Source organism: Lactiplantibacillus argentoratensis (genome assembly GCF_037290055.1).
In the GTDB taxonomy this organism is placed as follows: domain Bacteria; phylum Bacillota; class Bacilli; order Lactobacillales; family Lactobacillaceae; genus Lactiplantibacillus; species Lactiplantibacillus plantarum.
Genome location: NZ_CP147647.1, coordinates 2,532,938 through 2,550,357 on the forward strand (window position 1 = coordinate 2,532,938; position 17,420 = coordinate 2,550,357).

General features: G+C 46.5%; 14 protein-coding genes and 1 pseudogene. 6 read left to right on the forward strand and 9 right to left on the reverse strand.

The features are described from left to right. The first annotated feature begins 43 nt into the window (after positions 1-43). From V7R88_RS12165 to V7R88_RS12175, 3 genes are all read left to right on the forward strand, one after another. Entirely contained in the window at positions 44-568 is a 525-nt protein-coding gene (locus tag V7R88_RS12165) for a hypothetical protein (protein WP_057717676.1), read from the forward strand. Positions 569-694: 126 nt separating this feature from the next. Beyond that, positions 695-1,339 (forward strand): DNA-3-methyladenine glycosylase I, encoded by a 645-nt coding sequence (locus tag V7R88_RS12170; RefSeq protein ID WP_161325465.1) that lies wholly within the window; start codon positions 695-697, stop codon positions 1,337-1,339. 189 nt (positions 1,340-1,528) lie between these two features. Next, a complete protein-coding gene (locus tag V7R88_RS12175; protein ID WP_057717674.1) occupies positions 1,529-2,665 on the forward strand; it encodes a GGDEF domain-containing protein in 1,137 nt (378 codons plus the stop codon). Positions 2,666-2,735: 70 nt separating this feature from the next. Here the strand turns inward: V7R88_RS12175 and V7R88_RS12180 are convergent, their stop codons facing one another. The 5 genes from V7R88_RS12180 to V7R88_RS12200 form a co-directional block, all read right to left on the reverse strand. After that, positions 2,736-3,161, reverse strand: coding sequence for a hypothetical protein (locus V7R88_RS12180; RefSeq protein WP_057717673.1), 426 nt, complete (start codon positions 3,159-3,161; stop codon positions 2,736-2,738). Next, entirely contained in the window at positions 3,161-4,681 is a 1,521-nt protein-coding gene (locus V7R88_RS12185) for a Y-family DNA polymerase (protein ID WP_057717672.1), read from the reverse strand. Before V7R88_RS12185 ends, V7R88_RS12180 begins: the two co-directional genes overlap by 1 nt. A gap of 555 nt (positions 4,682-5,236) precedes the next feature. Continuing rightward, positions 5,237-6,427: a hypothetical protein gene (locus V7R88_RS12190; RefSeq protein WP_057717671.1), complete on the reverse strand. Its 1,191-nt coding sequence runs from the start codon at positions 6,425-6,427 to the stop codon at positions 5,237-5,239. 21 nt (positions 6,428-6,448) lie between these two features. Then, a complete protein-coding gene (locus V7R88_RS12195) occupies positions 6,449-8,230 on the reverse strand; it encodes an ABC transporter ATP-binding protein (RefSeq protein WP_129531777.1) in 1,782 nt (593 codons plus the stop codon). Beyond that, positions 8,223-9,947: an ABC transporter ATP-binding protein gene (locus V7R88_RS12200; RefSeq protein WP_054398030.1), complete on the reverse strand. Its 1,725-nt coding sequence runs from the start codon at positions 9,945-9,947 to the stop codon at positions 8,223-8,225. The genes V7R88_RS12195 and V7R88_RS12200 overlap by 8 nt, the downstream gene beginning before the upstream one ends. A gap of 430 nt (positions 9,948-10,377) precedes the next feature. Between V7R88_RS12200 and V7R88_RS12205 the strand changes: the two genes are divergently transcribed. Then, positions 10,378-10,974, forward strand: coding sequence for a hypothetical protein (locus V7R88_RS12205; RefSeq protein ID WP_226319794.1), 597 nt, complete (start codon positions 10,378-10,380; stop codon positions 10,972-10,974). 254 nt (positions 10,975-11,228) lie between these two features. Further along, positions 11,229-12,428, forward strand: coding sequence for an amidohydrolase (locus V7R88_RS12210; protein ID WP_054398028.1), 1,200 nt, complete (start codon positions 11,229-11,231; stop codon positions 12,426-12,428). Between the two features lie 91 nt (positions 12,429-12,519). Here V7R88_RS12210 and V7R88_RS12215 read toward each other — a convergent pair whose 3' ends face one another. The 4 genes and pseudogenes from V7R88_RS12215 to yjeM all read right to left on the reverse strand — a co-directional run bounded on the left by V7R88_RS12215 (position 12,520) and on the right by yjeM (position 16,678). Beyond that, complete coding sequence (locus V7R88_RS12215; protein WP_054398026.1) at positions 12,520-13,410, reverse strand: SDR family oxidoreductase; 891 nt, start codon at positions 13,408-13,410, stop codon at positions 12,520-12,522. A 253-nt stretch (positions 13,411-13,663) separates the two neighbouring features. Next, positions 13,664-14,089, reverse strand: coding sequence for an SRPBCC family protein (locus V7R88_RS12220; RefSeq protein ID WP_054398024.1), 426 nt, complete (start codon positions 14,087-14,089; stop codon positions 13,664-13,666). Between the two features lie 156 nt (positions 14,090-14,245). Further along, a pseudogene (locus V7R88_RS12225) lies at positions 14,246-15,067 on the reverse strand (helix-turn-helix domain-containing protein). 126 nt (positions 15,068-15,193) lie between these two features. Further along, positions 15,194-16,678 (reverse strand): glutamate/gamma-aminobutyrate family transporter YjeM, encoded by a 1,485-nt coding sequence (yjeM, locus tag V7R88_RS12230; RefSeq protein ID WP_338816260.1) that lies wholly within the window; start codon positions 16,676-16,678, stop codon positions 15,194-15,196. Positions 16,679-16,973: 295 nt separating this feature from the next. Here yjeM and V7R88_RS12235 point away from each other — a divergent pair, with 295 nt between their 5' ends. After that, entirely contained in the window at positions 16,974-17,369 is a 396-nt protein-coding gene (locus tag V7R88_RS12235) for a hypothetical protein (RefSeq protein ID WP_057717666.1), read from the forward strand. The last annotated feature ends 51 nt before the right edge of the window (positions 17,370-17,420 follow it).

A 17,420-nucleotide genomic window follows, 5' to 3' on the forward strand; every position in this document is an offset into this window, starting at 1 on the left:
AGTAATATTTACGTTTTACAATTTTATTCGTTAGGAGTTTCTTATGAAAAAAATTCTGATTCCGATTATCACTGTTTTTATTATCGGTACCATTGTTGGTCTCAGCACCCTACACCGCACCCCGCGAGCCACCACAACTACGGTTCACAAATCACGCGTTATCCAACAACCACAACCGATTACCGAAACGACCATTGCTAAACAGCCTGCTTTAAAATACAGCTGCATTATTTATTACGCGATCAAGCACTTAAAGATTCAGCGTTGGCAAGAAGTTAGTGATTTCAGCTTGGGTTGGCAGGTCGAAATTTACACTGACCAGGGGCAAACTAAGTATCTGGTTTGGTCTGATAAACACATTAAGGCCGATGCCAAGCAACTCCAGCCGAACTGGTTCACACTCAAAAATGACCAGGTCACTTATGACAGCTTTGGTGTGCATACTTTTAAAAAAGATCTGACTGCCACAGTCAGTATGAGGACCATTCTAGCTCAGATCAAGCGTGACCACGCGACGAAAACCGTTCGCCACATGCCAACTAACCTTGTAATCAAAGATCATCGTTGAACACGCTTTAAGTTAACTTTTCCATTCTCAGGAGGATTGGAAAAGTTTTTTTATCCACATGTTTTCCGACCCATTTACCGTATTTAGTTAGTGTCTACTAATTGATTTGGAAATGAGGCTTGTTTAATGATTACCAACTGGTTTAATGATGATCCACTATTCAATCGTTACTATCCGTACGATGCCGGCTACCGGTATTACTTTGAACACGAATGGGGTATCCCGGTTCAGCGCGATGAACAATTATTTGAATTTCTGAGTCTTGGCGGTTTTGCCGCTGGTCTCAACTGGGCCGTCGTGTTCAATAAGCGCTCAGCATTCAGCGCAGCATTTGACGCCTGGCAAATTGAGGTGGTGGCAGCGTACCGCCCAGAACAAATCACCGGTCTCCTCAGCAATTCGGCCATCATACGAAACCGTCGTAAAATCGAAGCCGTGATTCACAACGCTCGCCTGATTCAACAAATTCGGACCACACAGTCTTTTAAAGACTATCTCTGGCAACAATTGGGCCATCAACAATTAATTATCCAGCCCCAGTATTATGATGAACTCCCACGCACAACAATTACTGGCGATCGCATCGCACAGCACTTACAACAAGTTGGTTTTAAATTTGTCGGTCCGGTAACGATTAATGCTTGGCTGGTAAACACCGGTTTTATTACAGCACGTCCCGACCAACTGGGTATTATTACGACGACTCCCCGGCCTTCGTCAACGATGCTACCCCCACGCTCACCGCACCAACTCGGGCATTTTAAACCTTAACCCCAGGCTGGTTGCGTTGCTTTAATTCCATTCGGCGTCGTACAACTGGGAGGCCCGCTGATGTTTGCTTATAACAACGCTCCCAAAGCCATAATCATAGTCGCTATTTAGCGGTTAAAGGGATATACTTATACCTGCGTCATTCAATTTGAACCAACGCAGATTTTGCAATTTGAAAGGTGTTTGCGTATGACTTGGTCACATTGGGAGATAACCCCATTTATTACGAGCGTTTTTTTCATCCTCGGAGTACTGACCCTTTTTTGGGTCTCACAAAATTGGATTATCAACTTCTTCAATACTCATCATTGGCGGGTTGACCAATCGCTTATTACCGACTGGTACGGCTTAATCTACATGATGTTATTTGTCTTTGGGATGCAAGTTGCCGTTGTGGGCCAGAACGACGCCTGGATTTTCATGAATTTCCAGCTCATCGCGCTAACTTTTTGTGGCTACTTTCTCAATGTACGTGTCCGCTATTACTACTTGTATCCGCTTGTCTTTATCTTTATGGGTTTTAATCACTCTCTGTACTACTGGGAATCGTGGGGACACGCCGTCACATTAATTCTCTTCTTTACGGTGCTCGGCCGGTTACGTAAACACGTCCCACTCCAAACGAAACAGGGACAAGTCGCACTTTATTTAGTCACTTGTGCTGGTTTTGGGGCCGTTCTCTGGTGGTTCATGAAGCTTAAGTTCAACTTATCATGGGCAACTTATTGGCAAGAATGGACCTACCTACTCGTCTTTGCTTCCTTACTCTATATCTACGCCAGCATGTTGTCAGCCAATGCACACCTCAAACAGAATCTGGTCGCATTCGCTAATCACGACGCTCTGACCAAAATCGAAAATTTTGCAGCTTACAAAACAGCCATTAATTATCAGGTTACAAGCAGTCGGAAAAACGGCTCACAATTGACCATGCTGATGTTTGACATCGACCACTTCAAACAAGTCAACGACACCTATGGTCACTTGGCTGGCGACAAAATTCTTCAGCACGTCGCCCAAGTAGCTACGATTGTCTTTCATGCTAATAATCCGCAAATCTCACTATATCGAACCGGTGGCGAGGAATTTAACGTTATCTTCCCCAACTATGATTTAACCGAAGCACTTGCGGTCGCTGAACAACTATTTGCGGCCATCAATCATATCGCTGTACCAGTTAATGATCATCAAATCCAACTGTCGATCTCGATTGGCCTATCAGAATTAGCAGCTGATGACCAATCACCAACGGCCTTTTATCAGCACGTCGACGCCAATCTATATCATTCTAAAAAGCACGGACGAATGCAAATCACCGCGAAATAAAATAATCATTAATCTTAAAAGGACGGTTCTAACGACTAATTTTAGTCATTGGAACCGTCCTTAATTAAGATTAATTCGCTATAGAAACGCTACGGATATTGGCCATCGCAATACTTGCTGGTGCCGTTAGATAAATCCGGGCTTGATGCCAATCGAGCTTAACCAACTGGCTAGTTGCCGTCTGATAATAGCCAACGGTATCGTTAAAATAATCGACGTTGAGCAATGGTAGTTTTGGTAACGCTGCAATCTGTTTCAACTGGGTCACCACAGCTCGTTTATCCTGAGCATTTGGATAGTGTTTATGGGCATAGATTGCAGCGCGTTTTTCAATCAAGTCATGATAACCAGTCAACGCCGCGAACGGCGCAAATTGGGCAGCGCGGTCTGCTTGGGGCATTGGTAAATGCCTTGAAGTAGGTCGCGAGCACTCTAAAATATCCGCATAGCGACTCGTATCATTAAATAACGCAGTAGTACTGGCTTCCTTTGTCATTAGGCACGATGTCCCCCAATCTGCTCATTACGTTCAATCGTAGTTGAACTCGGTTTTAGATCTGCCAAGCGAATGACGACATTCTTATTCCCGGAACGACGTTGTAATTTCAAAATGGCGCGTTGCAATTGCCCATCGCGTTCACGTTGGCGTTGTGCGTCTCGTTCTTGCGCTTGGGCCACTTCTGGATTTTCAAATAAGCTAGTTTGTTGATACCGAGGTTGGCGCCTAACCTGCTGTTCGTCGACCAAATGGTTCGCCATAACGGTCACACGTCGAACCATCAATTGACGATTAACGACTTGTTGATAAAGCTGTTGATACGCAGCCCCTAGCTCGTGTTGTGAAGCACTCGCCTGCGCTAATGTCACCGTGGTATGGGCGGGCTTTGGTACTTGTCGCCCATAGTAGTCTTCGGTGACCGCACCCTGATGATGCGTGCCAACTGACAAAGCATTAGCATCGTAATCAATACGAATTCCCAACTGATCTGTCACCACGTGGCGAGCAACCAGTTCGAGTGTCAAATTATTCACCATGCCGCGTAACACGGCTTGCCCTTCAGTATAAGTATACGGTCGCATCAACACTTGACTGGCATATATACCATGTTCGCTAGCATGGTAATTTTTGATGTCAGCAATTGTTGTCGACTCACAGCCCCACGCATGATCAATTAACAGTTCCGCGTTTTTACCAAACTCACGATATAATTGTTCTTCATTATGAGAATCCGACAAGGTTCCTAGTGAACAGCGCGCAATGTCACCCATCGTATTGAGCCCCAGGGCTGCCAACCGCTTAGCATAGCCATGACCGACTCGCCAAAAATCAGTCAACGGCTCGTGCGCCCATAAGTATTGCCGATATTGCTGCTCATCCATCTGTGCAATCCGAACACCGTCAGCGTCAGCGGGAATCTTCTTGGCAACAATATCCATCGCCACCTTAGCTAAGTAGAGATTAGCACCAATCCCAGCCGTCGCCGTGATCCCGGTCTCGGCCTGAATCTCGTGAATCATCGTCTTTGCCAGTGCGTGCGGTGAAACCTGAAAAGTACTTAAGTAGTCTGTGACGTCCATGAAGACTTCATCAATCGAGTACACGTGAATATGTTCCGGCTTAATGAAGCGCAAATAGATATCATAAATCGCAGCACTCTTCTGCATGTAATAACTCATTCGTGGGGGAACGACCCGATAATCGATACCCAAATTAGCATGCTTGAGGAGCTGATCACGATAAATTGAGCGATGCCGCCGAACCGCCTGATAGGAAGTCTGACGACCACGGGCGCGATTTAAAGTTGCGACCCGTTGTTCAACTTGAAATAACCGGGGCCGCCCTGGAACACCAAATTGCTTTAGTGCTGGCGAAACCGCCAAACAAATCGTCTTATCAGTGCGACTCGTATCAGCGACAACCAAATTGGCATTCAATGGGTCGAGTTGATGAGCAACACATTCGACTGAGGCATAGAATGATTTTAAATCAATTGCCATGTATGTTCGCTGTTCCATCAATATAATGACTCCCTTCCAATTAATCGGCACAATCGCAGTCGTTGTTCACCTTAACATTTTGCTGGTAATCCAAAATAAACCTCATGCTGCTGCTCGAATTTTAACGATAGCCGCATGTCGCTCGCCCCCATGACACTCACTTTTGGATGAAACCTGACTCAATAATTCGTCGTTAAAAGAACATATGTTCTTTTAACTAATTATAAATTAAAATCAGGTTGAATGCCAGTATCCGTTAACAAATAATTGCAGACTTCAAATTAGACTTAAGCCCCGAAAAGGCACCCGTTCACCAGCACGTACCGTGACCACGAACAGTTGCCTTTTTAATGTCATTTTCTGAGTGGCTCTGCGTTTCAGTCGGGACCAACTTCGTAAATTCATGTAGAAAATCTACCGTCTTCTTACCCGGAAACTTGGTGCTTAATACCAGCCATAATAGCGCTTCTTAACTTGCACAAAAGAGGTCATGCCACACACTGACGCATGTGGCATAACCTCTTTTTGCATATCAGCAATCAATATTTAAAACAATATCTACCGAAATAAAACCTATTGCCCCGCCGTACTTTCCTGCTCCAACTTAATCGTCAACAATTCCGGGTCTTCATTGACTAACGCTTGTAGACGTGAAAATAGCATCAACAACCAGCCAAACGAAATCGCAAAGGCTTGAATCTCAAATGCCGTCAGCGATGGGTACCCGAACCAGCGAAAACCAAAGTTGAGTAGTAATAGCACCACGCCAACGCCGTATGAGAGCCACAGAAAATCTTTCGTCACGGCTGGTAATAGCCACCGCACCCCCACAATCAACAAGACTAACAACGTGACCAAGCCACCAGCAACTAAGTCATGTAACCAGTGAAACGTCAGGTTGTTAGGAAATAGCCCGACCGCCCCGAAATCGACAGCGGTCAACGTCAACAATATCCGCAAGGTTGACGTTCGCCAAGTACGCGGATAAATTCGACTAAGTGAAACAAATAGATAGTCAATCAGAACGACCATCAATAACGCCGAAAAAATCAGTGTCAAGTTGAATTGCCAGGCATTTTCAGCGGCATGCGTCCCTAAAAAGCTTAAATTATGCTGCCACCATCGCCGTTGACCATTGGCGGCCATTGAGATAACACAGCCACTGACAATCACCACCGTTAAAATCGTTGATAACGACCGCGCATTTATCGTCAACGCAGCGCTAATCATGAACGCATCCGCAAAATACGTAAACAAGACCAGTAGCAACATAGATGTAAAGCGATCGAAGATGACATCTGGAAATAATAATTCTAATACCCAGAAAGCCCCGACCAGCGCAAAGGCTAAGATCATAATAAACGCAATCGTAATAACTGGAAAGTTCCGCCAATAAATATGGCGCGAAAATCGATTTTCTGGATCATTACGCGTTTTTAAGAAAAAGCCGACAAATAGCACTGCGCCGGTAACCACACCGGCCACAATCGTCAAACTCCCGATTGATTGCACACCTGTCAGTGGAACTGGTCGCACTTTTTGAAACCACCAGTACCCGTAACTGGCTAACCCCGATAGGATTGCAACCAACAGCGGCCAGATTATCAAGTATTGCTGCCACTGTGGTTGACGTGGCTTAATCTTCTCTAAGACTAGTGCTTCATTGCGCACCTTTAACTGTAACTGATCATCGCGATCAATCCCGGCTCGTTTTAATGCTGAGACTGGGATTGAAACCCGCACTTGTTGCTCTTGCCCTGCCATGTCCGACTCCTTATACTTTCATTACTCAAAGACCATCTGATTACGATACAGTTCCGCATAGAAGCCGTTTGCCGCTAATAAATCATGGTGGTTCCCCTGTTCAATAATTTGACCATCCTTCAATACAACGATTTTATCGGCATTCAGGATTGTTTTCAAGCGGTGAGCAATGACAAAGCTGGTTCGCCCTTGGATGACGTTGTCCATTGCGGCTTGAATATTGGCTTCCGTCACCGTATCAACGTTCGAAGTCGCTTCATCCAAAATCAGCAACTTGGGATTTGTTAAAATCGTCCGGGCAATTGACATCAACTGCTTTTGACCAGCAGAAAAAATACTCTGTTCGTCGGAAACGCGCGTCTGATAGCCATCTGGCAGGCTCATCACAAAGTCATGAATATTAGCCTGCTTCGCCGCATCGATGACCCGATCCATACTAGCCGTTGGGTCCCCGTAACGAATATTATCCGCAATCGTGCCCGTAAACAACTGGGGTTCCTGTAAGACAATCCCGACATTTTGCCGTAACACCTGGAGATCAAAGTCTTGAATATTCACCCCATCAAACGTAATCGCACCACTATCAACATCATAGAAGCGATTCAACAAATTCATGACCGTCGTTTTCCCCGAACCAGTTGGGCCAACGAGTGCCACCATCTCACCGCGGCGCACATGGATCGACACGCCATGCAAGATTTCTTTACCTGGTAAGTAACTAAAGCGCACATTATCAATCAGTAATTCATCATGAATCCCGTCGAGCGCTTGACCGTTAGCGGGGCTCACTTCATCCGGTTGATTACGGACTTCATCGACCCGCCGTGCACCAGTAATCGCTAACTGAATCATACTATATAAACTAGTCAATGACATAATTGGCTGGTAGTACTGTTGGGCGTAGTTAACGAACACCACGACCAGCGCCAAAGCTGCTCCAGTCGACATACTCCCATTCAGCGCTAACCATGAGCCAAAGAAGATGACAATTGCCGTGTTAAGCAGTGACATCCCTTGCATCAGTGGATTCAAAATACCTGACCAGATTTGACCCGTCAACGCTGACTGGCGAACCTTACCATTATACTGATGAAAGCCTTTCAAGGAGTCCTGCTGTAAGCCGTTGGTAATCAAGACTTTTTGACCAGTAATTTGTTCATTGATATAACCATTCAGTTGACCGATATCATCCTGTTGTTGGTTCACCGCGACGCCAGCCTTGTGCATGACAAACGCCGCGATAATTAATGCAACCGGCGTAGAAGCCATCGTCACCCACGCCATCGTAGTGTTTTGATTAAACATCACAATTAGCAGGCCAACAAACTGAGCCACGGCTAATAAAATTTCTAGCAAGGCTTGATTCATGGCATTAAAAATATTATCTAGGTCAGAGGTGAACCGAGCCAGAATATCCCCGTCACTATGCGTATCAAAGTATTGAACCTTCATCCGTTGCATCTTCCGAAATAGGCCTACCCGCATTGTCCCGGTCGAAAAGGCCGTCACGCGTGCTAAGATCAAGCTCGCAATAAAAATCGTGCTAGCATCACCGACATACAACAAGACGTAGATGATCAGGGTCCGGTTGAACGGTTGCAAGCTTGCTTGTGCCCGAGTCGCTTGATCCGTCCACTGCTGCAAGTACTGCGTCAGCTCCTCCACGGCTCGTCCCAGATAAGTCGGTGCGACCACAATGCACCAAGTCGAAAAGGCAATCAGAATCACACTTAGTAAGAAGCCTAACCAGTAGCGTTTTAAATAGTGCCAGTAATATTTACCAGCATTGCGTAAATCACTCATGTAAGCCCTCCTCCCGTGCTTTTTGCGTTTGATAAATAGCGCGATAAATCGCACTATCTTGAAGCAATTCGTGGTGAGTCCCCTGGCCCGAAATGCGACCATTATCTAACACTAAGATTTGATCCGCACGAATAATTGAAGCAATTTTTTCGGCAATGACCACGGTCGTCGTTGACTTCAACTCACGATCCAAAGCTTCTTGAACAAGTTTTTCTGAACGCGCATCGAGTGCCGAAGTCGCATCATCTAAAATCAAGATTTCTGGATTGGCAATCACGCCACGCGTAATCGCTAGTCGCTGTTTCTGACCACCTGAAAAGTTCTGTGACCGTTCTTCCACGGGGGCATCGTACGTCTGTGGCAACCGTTCAATGAATTCCGCAGACTGCGCAATATTAGCCGCCCATTGCATGTGACTAGGCTGGGCGTCCGGCTTAACTTGCCGTAAGTTACCCGCAATCGTGCCAGAAAATAGCGTGGACCGTTGTAAGACATAGGCCACCGTGGATCGAAGGGCTTTTTCTGGTAAGGCCCGCACATCAATTCCACCGATGGAGACCGTTCCACTATCCGGATCATACAAGCGCGCAATCAACTGGGCCAACGTCGTCTTACCCGATCCAGTGGCCCCAACGATTCCCAGCATGGACCCTGCTTTTACCGTAAAGGTCACATCTTTTAGCGTTGGCTGCGCATCTCCCGGATAAGTGAAGGTTACGTGATCAAAGTGAATATCACCAACTACGGGCGCCGCGTCGCCATCAACGTAGGTCATACTTGGTTCGGTAGTCATCACTTCGCCGATTCGACCAAGTGAGATGACGGCCCGTGACGCAAAAGTCATGAGAAAGCCCCCGTTGATCACGGCAAATAAAATCTGCATTAAATAAGAAATAAAACTCGTAATAGCTGCTAAATAGGCCGGGTGCGTCGTAATCGTTTGACCGACCAAGTAAACGGCAACCCCGACCGCTACGTTGGCCGTCAAAAAGAATGCCGGCATTAGAATAGCGAACCAGTACCCGATTTTAGCGGTCACAGCGGTTAATTCATCGGATGCGGCCGAAAACTTTTTGATCTCGTTTGGTTCTTGAACAAACGATTTAACAACCCGAATCCCCATTAGGTTTTCGCGAGCAACCGTATTGACGTTTTCAATATTTTGTTGCGTTTGTGCAAAGTATTTAGTCATTCGCCGCACTGCAATCAGTGCGACCCCTAAGATTACCGCCATCATGACAACAATGACCCACCACTGCTCAGGCATCGTCATCACAGCGAGAATCAGTGCCCCGATGAATAGTAATGGGATCCGGGTAATCTGCTGAAAGCCAGCCATCACAATCTGTTGGACTTGATTAATATCGTTCGTCATTCGTACCACTAAGTTGGACGGTGAAAATTTTTCCACGTCAGCGTAGGCTAATGACTGGACCTTAGCGTATAGGTCAGCTCGCAAGTCGGTCGCCACACCAAGGGCCACTCGGGCTGCGTATATCGTATTCACGATCCCACCAATGATTCCCAGTACGGCCAAACCAAGCAACATCAGCCCTTCACGGAATACCGTAGCCTGATCATTCTTGATAATGGCTTCCATAATGACTTGCAATAATCGCGGTTGCCATAACGTCGCAAACACTAAGACGATGACCGACAACATCGCAATCCAGACGTCTAGTCGATACCGCTTAAAATATGGCATCAAAATCTTCATCAATCGTTCCTCCTCATAATTGTGGTCTCCTGTTTAGGGTACCTGAAATTAACAGTCAGGACAATCAATATATCATATCTTTTGCAAAAACAGATTACGATGATAATAATTCAGTATGTGTGGGAGAAATAACGAATACGATGTGCAGATATAACAGGCCCTTTAACACTCACACACAGTTACAACGGCCGTTACCATAGAATAAGGACCACATTTACATCATGTGATATTTTTCCACATCACTAAATTAATTATTTGGATAATCAACTAATTATCGACAATCTTTTACTGGCAAACTGCTTCCCTGCTATAATCCAACTAAGCTATAGGGGGCTAACCGTATTCATGTCATTGTATTTAACCACCACATCGACAGCACTAATCCAATCAGCCAAGACACCGAACGCCTTGTTAGAAAGGAGTACTCGCCATGCGTGTTAACAAAGGTTTGCTTTCAGTTATTGCAGTTACCACAGTTGCTAGCTTAGGAGGACTCACGACAACAGCCACGGCCGCGACTAAGAAGGTCACGACTACTTACAGTTCCCAATCCCATGCTTTGATCATTCGGGGTCAAACAAGTCGTCACGCCAAACTCGTCTTAAACTATCAGGGTAAACCGGTCGCAACTTCGACCGTTAAACCCGGTAAATTCACGATTACTCAGCCGTTTCAAGGTTACGGAACCTTTAAGCTCGTCGACGGCTCACAAGTACTAGCAACCATTCCAGCCAAGCGCTACGCGGCGCCGCGAGTAATAGTCATCAGTGCTGAAAAAACGGCTAGGGGCATCCATTATACGGTTGCCAATGCCAGTCACACGACACTCACGATTACGCAAAATGGTCGTTACCTCAAGACCATTAAAACCACCCGCCCAAGAACTAACCTTTTCCTTTCGAACGCCCAACTAAAGCACGGCAGTCATGGGCTACGGATTACGCAACGCGTCCCGAATAAGAAAACTAGCCCAGCTGTTAAATTACCCGTATTAAAAGCCAACATTAAACAAGTCACTAATTTTTAATCCAGATGACGACTAAATTCAAAAATGGACCGGTAGCGATACAATCAACTACCGGTCCATTTTGACATCCACATCATCGTCAGTTGGCGCATTTACCATCTCGTGCTAATACTATCATCTCACACATGGTCACGCTGCCCACTATGCCACAGTATGTCTAATGACTGTCTGCCATAGCATGATCAACACCAAGCTTCTCGTTTGATGCTACACTAATGATAGCGCCTGACTAACGATCAGAAAGGAAGATTCTAATGACCCTTCAAGCACAACTCATGCAACAACTCACGGCGGCGGAACCGGAAATGATCAAGATTCGTCGCCACTTACACGCCCACCCCGAGATTTCATTTCATGAAGAACAAACTGCAGCTTACATCAAAGCGTTCTATCGTGAACTGGGCGTCTCAACCACCGCTTATGGTGATGGGTACGGCTTCGTCGTCGACATCGATAGCGGTCAACCTGGACCTCAATTAGCATTACGCGCTGATTTTGACGCCCTCGCGATTCAAGAAGACAACCACTTATCATTTAAATCGCAAAACGCCAATGTCATGCACGCCTGTGGTCACGATGGTCATACTGCTTATCTCATGGTACTGGCGAAGACCTTACTCGGGCTGAAAAATCAGCTACGTGGTCGCGTCCGCATTATCCACCAACCCGCTGAAGAAGTGTCACCGGGTGGTGCTAAGGGTATGTTGGCTGCTGGTGTCCTAGACAGCATCGATAACGTCATTGGGGTGCATGTGATGAGTACCATGCCGACGGGCTCGATTGCCTATCACTTAAATGCGACGCAGACCGGGCGGGCTAATTTTACGGTCACCTTCACGGGTAAGGGTGGGCACGCCTCGATGCCCCACCTCTCAAACGATGCAATCGTTGCTGGAAGTTACTTTGTAACCGCCTTACAAACCGTTATTTCCCGTCGGATTGACCCATTTGATACCGGCAGTGTCACCATCGGCTCATTCGACGGCGTCGGTTCCTTCAATGCGATCAAAGCGCAAGTCACCCTCAAGGGCGATGTTCGGATTATGGACGAAAACACGCGCCAGACAATCCGTGACCAGATTACTAAAATTGCGAACGGTATCGGGGCGACTTTCGGTGTCCAAGTTGCGCTTGATTACGATGATAATTATCCGGTACTCATGAATGATGCAACCCTGACACAGCGCGTCATCGCCAGTATTCAAGCTGCTCAGATTCCAGAAATCACTAAAATATTCGACTGCGGCCCCCAAGACCCCTCGGAGGACTTCGCCTATTTTGCACAAGCCAAACCCAGCACCTTTATCTATGCCGGCTGTCAACCAGCTCCGGGTGAGACCCACCCGCACCACAGCCCTGATTTTATGATGAATGAAGACTGTTTACTAATTGCAGCCAAAGCGGTGGGAACGGCAACGCTGGACTACTTAATGAACGCCTCATCAGATCATTAAACACACTAAAGTGGCTACCTTGAATACATACATCCAAGGTAGCCACTTATGATTTATTCAAGCCAATCAGGAATTAACTTGCAGTGAGCACCTAATTAATCACGCCACCACCAGTCACGCCATAAATTTGCGCGGTCACATAGCTCGCGTCGTTAGAAGCTAAAAAGACGTACACTGGTGCCAGTTCTGCGGGTTGTCCCGCTCGTTTGAGCAAGGTGTCTTGGCCAAATTTCGGCAGCGCCTCGATTGGCTGGCCTTGATCTAGTTGTAAGGGCGTCCAGATTGGCCCGGGAGCAACGCCATTGACCCGAATCCCCTTTTCGGCCGCTTCGGCTGCTAAATTAATCGTAAAGTTCTTGATGGCCGCCTTAGTCGCAGCATAATCTAATAGATGACCACTCGGCGCATAGGCTTGAATCGAAGTCGTGGTGACGATGCTACCGCCAGCGGGCATCTTTGGCAAGGCCGCCTGAGCTAACGCAAACATCGCGACGATATTCACTTCGAAGGTCGCACGCACCTGTTCGATCGGCAGCTTAGCCAGTGAAGGTTGTGAAATCTGTTGCCCCGCATTGAGGATAAGGGTGTCGATACCACCAAATTCAGCGATTGTCCGTTCCACGAGGTCGGTCACAACGTCAACATCCTTGAAATCACAAGGTAATAATAACGCTTGACGGCCCGCAGCGCGCACTAGTTCGGCAACCGCCTCAGCATCCTTCTCCTCTCCCGGCAAATACTGAATAGCAACATCAGCGCCTTCCCGCGCGAAAGCAATCGCGGTGGCCCGGCCAATTCCCGAATCACCACCCGTGATCAAAACGCGTCGATTCAACAACTTATCATGTCCTTGGTAACTCTTCTCACCACAATCGGGTTCAGGACGCATCTTAGCTTGTAGTGCGGGCGTCTCCTGATCCTGCTTATCAAAGCCATCTGTCTTATATAAATAGCGTGGGTCACGTAATTCTGGTTGATTCATGAGATTTCCTCCTTCAAAAGAATACCCATAGAATACCGGAATTAGTTTTCGGATGATAGTTAAACGCACACTAAATAATAATAGTTACGATTAGATATTAGGCATAAAAGCTGTCATCGTCTTAACTCACTTAAATTGACGTTGCTTCAAAAAACGATAGGCAATTATTCCAACAACGCCGATCAAAGTGGCCCGTAATAACCAACTGACAGATCACCACGTCACTAACACTTTTATTAACGTCATCCCATCATTAATCGTCATTCGGCTGTTCCTCCGCTAATGTTGCCAATTGACCCAACTTCCGCTGAAAGTCCCGTTGCATGACGGGCTTCACTAGTGGCAACGGCAGCCAGCTCGGCGGTGTGGTCGTAAGGGAGACCTCTTCCTGGACCGCAGTTTGCTCGGCCAATGGCGTCATGGTGAACACAATTTCATACCCCAATTGGCCCCCCTCACTGTGATAAACGACCTGGTCAGCGCCGACTGTAACCTGCAACTGTTCCGGCTGATCAAAAGCCGAACCGGACCGCTGTAACACGTACCCCGTCGCGGTTGGCTTGACCGTGGTAATGGCAGTCGCCCATGCTGGTAAGTTCAGCGGATCTGCTAGCAATGCTCGCACCGTTGCTGGAGTTGCCTGTGTTAATACTTGATTCGTAAATAATGCTGTTGTCATTTTATAACCCCCAATGTTCATCCTGACCCGGTCATCGTTATTACGGCCAACCACTCCAAATCAATAACGGACCGTTAGATCAAGTGCACATGTATTTAGTTGGTGATTATAAAATACACGGTGGGGACGCCAACATAAAATCAGAATACTGATAATTTACAGGCGGTCGTTAATTTGTTCTTTAAACAGGTCTTTGAAAACTTGTGACCGTTGACTGGCAACCTGCGCCGTGGCAGTCTCCCCCGCCGCCATTGCGAGTTGCGCCATCAACTGATAAATATTAGCCAGCATGTAGTGTGAATCGTGTGTAGTCGCAAAGGCCAACCCCTGCGTCAAATGGGCCACCGCCAACTGGGAATCATGTTGTTCATAAGCCACCAACCCAGCAAGGTAAAAAACAATGTTGGCATTTTCTTCATATGCACTCGCATCAATGTCAGCGAGTGCCCGGGTGACTAAGGCCGCGACTGGGGCTTGAGGATGGTGGTGCGCCTTAACGACGGCTAACGAAATCAAGGCCAAGCGTGTCAACGTTGTCGGCGGCGAGCTGGGAGCAGCCATACCAATTGCCAGCCGTAAATTTTGTTGTGCAGCATCCGATGTGCGATCAACCTGCCAACAGGCGACACCCAGATAATAATAGTAAGCCTGAGTCTGCTCATCCGTTTGAACATGTTCCAAAGTGGTTGGCTGTAATAGCCAATCCTTCAATTGCTGATACTGATGGGCATTGCACATCTGCCGAACGCGGTCATTAAACGCTTACTCGGCACTGATCTCAAAATCGTCGGCTAGGCTCAACGTACTAACCGCGACCCCTAATCGCTGACACAGCGCCAGTAATAGCCGGGCATTCGGCACGTAGCGATCATTTTCAATTGCTGACAGCATCGATTGTGCACAAATTCCCCGGGCAGCTTGCTTTTGATTGAGTTGCTTGGCTTTGCGTGCCTGCTTTAACGCAGTTCCCAATGTCATGACCATTCCCCCCTAGATAGCTTTTGCTAATGAGTGTACTAAATTTCCCATATTAAGGCACTTAAAAAATACCATTCAATGCTGTTTTATCAGTCAGCAATCGAATGGTATTTTGAAATTGGTTATTTAATTGACATGCCGTTCTCGAACTTGATACCAAATAATCCCGGCCACACCGAAGACAATTGGTCCAACTAGCATCCAAATCGTATTTTGAATCTGCCCAGTTTCCAAGATTGGCTGGATCAACGTGAAGACATTCGCGCCTAAGACGACAATGAACACGACCCAACTAATAATTTTCGTCCAAGTCAATGACTTGTACACTTCAAAAGGCTTAACAATGTTCTGGTTTTCCTTAAACTTCGGAAACGCGTATAGCAAGAAGAGGTATGGTAACGTCATCGAAACGTTCGCCATCAAGGTCAACACATTGTAAAAGGCTGACGCGTCTGCCGTTGCAAAGGACGCCACCAAAATGATCACAATCACGATGGCACATTGAACCATCATGGCATAACTTGGCATACCAGCTTTGTTGAGCTTCGTAAATTTCTTCGGCCACAGTTCCTTAGGTGTTCCCAAGATAAGCGTCTTCAATGGTGAATAAGTTAAGGTGAAGAAGGCCCCACTGTAAGCGAGGAACATCCCTAAGCCGGTGTACCGTGCAAACCACAGTCCCATTGTCTTAGCGGCCGCTGTACTCAAACCAAGCGCTTGCCCTAAAACATAGCCCAAGTTTTGCATCATGACGTAACTAATATTACCGAGGTTAGTCGTTGGATTCGACAAAACGGCTTGCCAGTTCGTACTAATCCCCCAGCAGAAGATTCCCAGGCCATAGCCTAAGGTAATAACGATGGCAGAAATAATAATTCCGCGTGGGAAGGTCTTTTCGGGGTTCTTGGTCTTATCAACCATCCCACCGAGAACTTCTAGCCCACCGTAAGCAAAAATGGCGAAAACGGCAAACCCGAGTAACCCGACTGGATGCTGATAACTTGGATTTGGTGACGTCATCACATGTTGTAACGGTTGTGCGAATTGTCCGTGATTCAAGGCTAAAACGACCCCCGAAACCACTAACAGGATTGCAGTCAAACTGGTCACCGCCAGGCCGCCTAAACTCGTGACCCGCACAATGCCTTTCATCCCTTTGATGGAAACGAACGTCACTAGCACCATCCATAGACAGGACAAAATCCCAATCATCTGCGTCGCATTCAGACCAAGCATCGCAAAGCGCTGCGTTTGATCGCTCCCAAAGAAGATGGTCGTAAACGGAATCCAGACTTTAGCTGACGTTGAGACTAACCAAATAATGTACGACGCAAACCACATGAACGTGCCCACGAACGCAAATTTCGCATTCACACTCACTTCCAGCCACTTGTACATCCCGCTACTATCAGACTTAACCGCTGCCCCGAACTCCGCCATCATTAGCGCGAACGGGATGAAGAACAGTACGGCTGCGACTAGGTAAAATAGAATCGAGCTGTAACCCATTAAATAATAGGCCACCGTACTAGTGGCAAATCCGAAAACGGTCGTAAAGATCATCATGACTAGCGCCATCAATGTAATCTTTTCATTATCTTTTGTTGCCATTATTGCACTCCCTCACTTACTCCTTTAATACTTTTGTAAAGCTATTCCAATTTAAGATTACCGAACGAAGGCAATAAAGCGCTTTAGTTTTCCTAACAATATTATGATTTTTTCATGTGATAGTCAGCGCAATTATTCATCTAAACAATTGCCACAACAGTTATTGGCAAAAACTATTTCATAACGGAAACGTTCATTTAATAACATAGTAACTTTTCTTTAACATAGCTGACACATAATTGGCGTATTCTACACTTATCAGCTTAGGAAAATATAAAACGGGGTTATACATATCATGAAAAAATTTAACTTTAAAACCATGTTGCTATTAGTTTTGGCTAGTTGTGTCTTCGGGGTCGTCGTTAACGTGACTACTAGTCTTGGACCACAAACCACAATCACCGCCCAGGCCTCCAAGAAGCTTAGCCAAGCCCAGCAAATTGCCAAGATCAACGCCAAGCTTTCGAAAGCCAACCGCGTTGCCAAAAATTGGATCGCCTATCGTGAATCTGGATACAGTTATACGGCTCATAATGGCCGCTGCTACGGTCGCTATCAATTGTTGCGCTCATACTTACACGGCAACTTGTCACCCGTCAATCAGGAAAAACGTGCTAATACCTACGTCGCCTCGCGCTACGGCTCCTGGGTCAAGGCCAAACGATTCTGGCAACATCATCACTGGTACTAATCCAATTTTTCTATTGGATCACACTAAAAAGACGACTAATTACTAAGATTG

What these genes read in the sequence shown, in the direction of transcription:
- V7R88_RS12210 (WP_054398028.1), top strand. Translation starts at nt 11,229, where the DNA reads ATGACCCTTCAAGCACAACTCATGCAACAACTCACGGCGGCGGAACCG.
- V7R88_RS12215 (WP_054398026.1), bottom strand. Translation starts at nt 13,410, where the DNA reads ATGAATCAACCAGAATTACGTGACCCACGCTATTTATATAAGACAGAT.
- V7R88_RS12170 (WP_161325465.1), top strand. Translation starts at nt 695, where the DNA reads ATGATTACCAACTGGTTTAATGATGATCCACTATTCAATCGTTACTAT.
- V7R88_RS12185 (WP_057717672.1), bottom strand. Translation starts at nt 4,681, where the DNA reads ATGGAACAGCGAACATACATGGCAATTGATTTAAAATCATTCTATGCC.
- V7R88_RS12205 (WP_226319794.1), top strand. Translation starts at nt 10,378, where the DNA reads ATGCGTGTTAACAAAGGTTTGCTTTCAGTTATTGCAGTTACCACAGTT.
- V7R88_RS12190 (WP_057717671.1), bottom strand. Translation starts at nt 6,427, where the DNA reads ATGGCAGGGCAAGAGCAACAAGTGCGGGTTTCAATCCCAGTCTCAGCA.
- V7R88_RS12180 (WP_057717673.1), bottom strand. Translation starts at nt 3,161, where the DNA reads ATGACAAAGGAAGCCAGTACTACTGCGTTATTTAATGATACGAGTCGC.
- V7R88_RS12220 (WP_054398024.1), bottom strand. Translation starts at nt 14,089, where the DNA reads ATGACAACAGCATTATTTACGAATCAAGTATTAACACAGGCAACTCCA.
- yjeM (WP_338816260.1), bottom strand. Translation starts at nt 16,678, where the DNA reads ATGGCAACAAAAGATAATGAAAAGATTACATTGATGGCGCTAGTCATG.
- V7R88_RS12200 (WP_054398030.1), bottom strand. Translation starts at nt 9,947, where the DNA reads ATGAAGATTTTGATGCCATATTTTAAGCGGTATCGACTAGACGTCTGG.
- V7R88_RS12175 (WP_057717674.1), top strand. Translation starts at nt 1,529, where the DNA reads ATGACTTGGTCACATTGGGAGATAACCCCATTTATTACGAGCGTTTTT.
- V7R88_RS12195 (WP_129531777.1), bottom strand. Translation starts at nt 8,230, where the DNA reads ATGAGTGATTTACGCAATGCTGGTAAATATTACTGGCACTATTTAAAA.
- V7R88_RS12235 (WP_057717666.1), top strand. Translation starts at nt 16,974, where the DNA reads ATGAAAAAATTTAACTTTAAAACCATGTTGCTATTAGTTTTGGCTAGT.
- V7R88_RS12165 (WP_057717676.1), top strand. Translation starts at nt 44, where the DNA reads ATGAAAAAAATTCTGATTCCGATTATCACTGTTTTTATTATCGGTACC.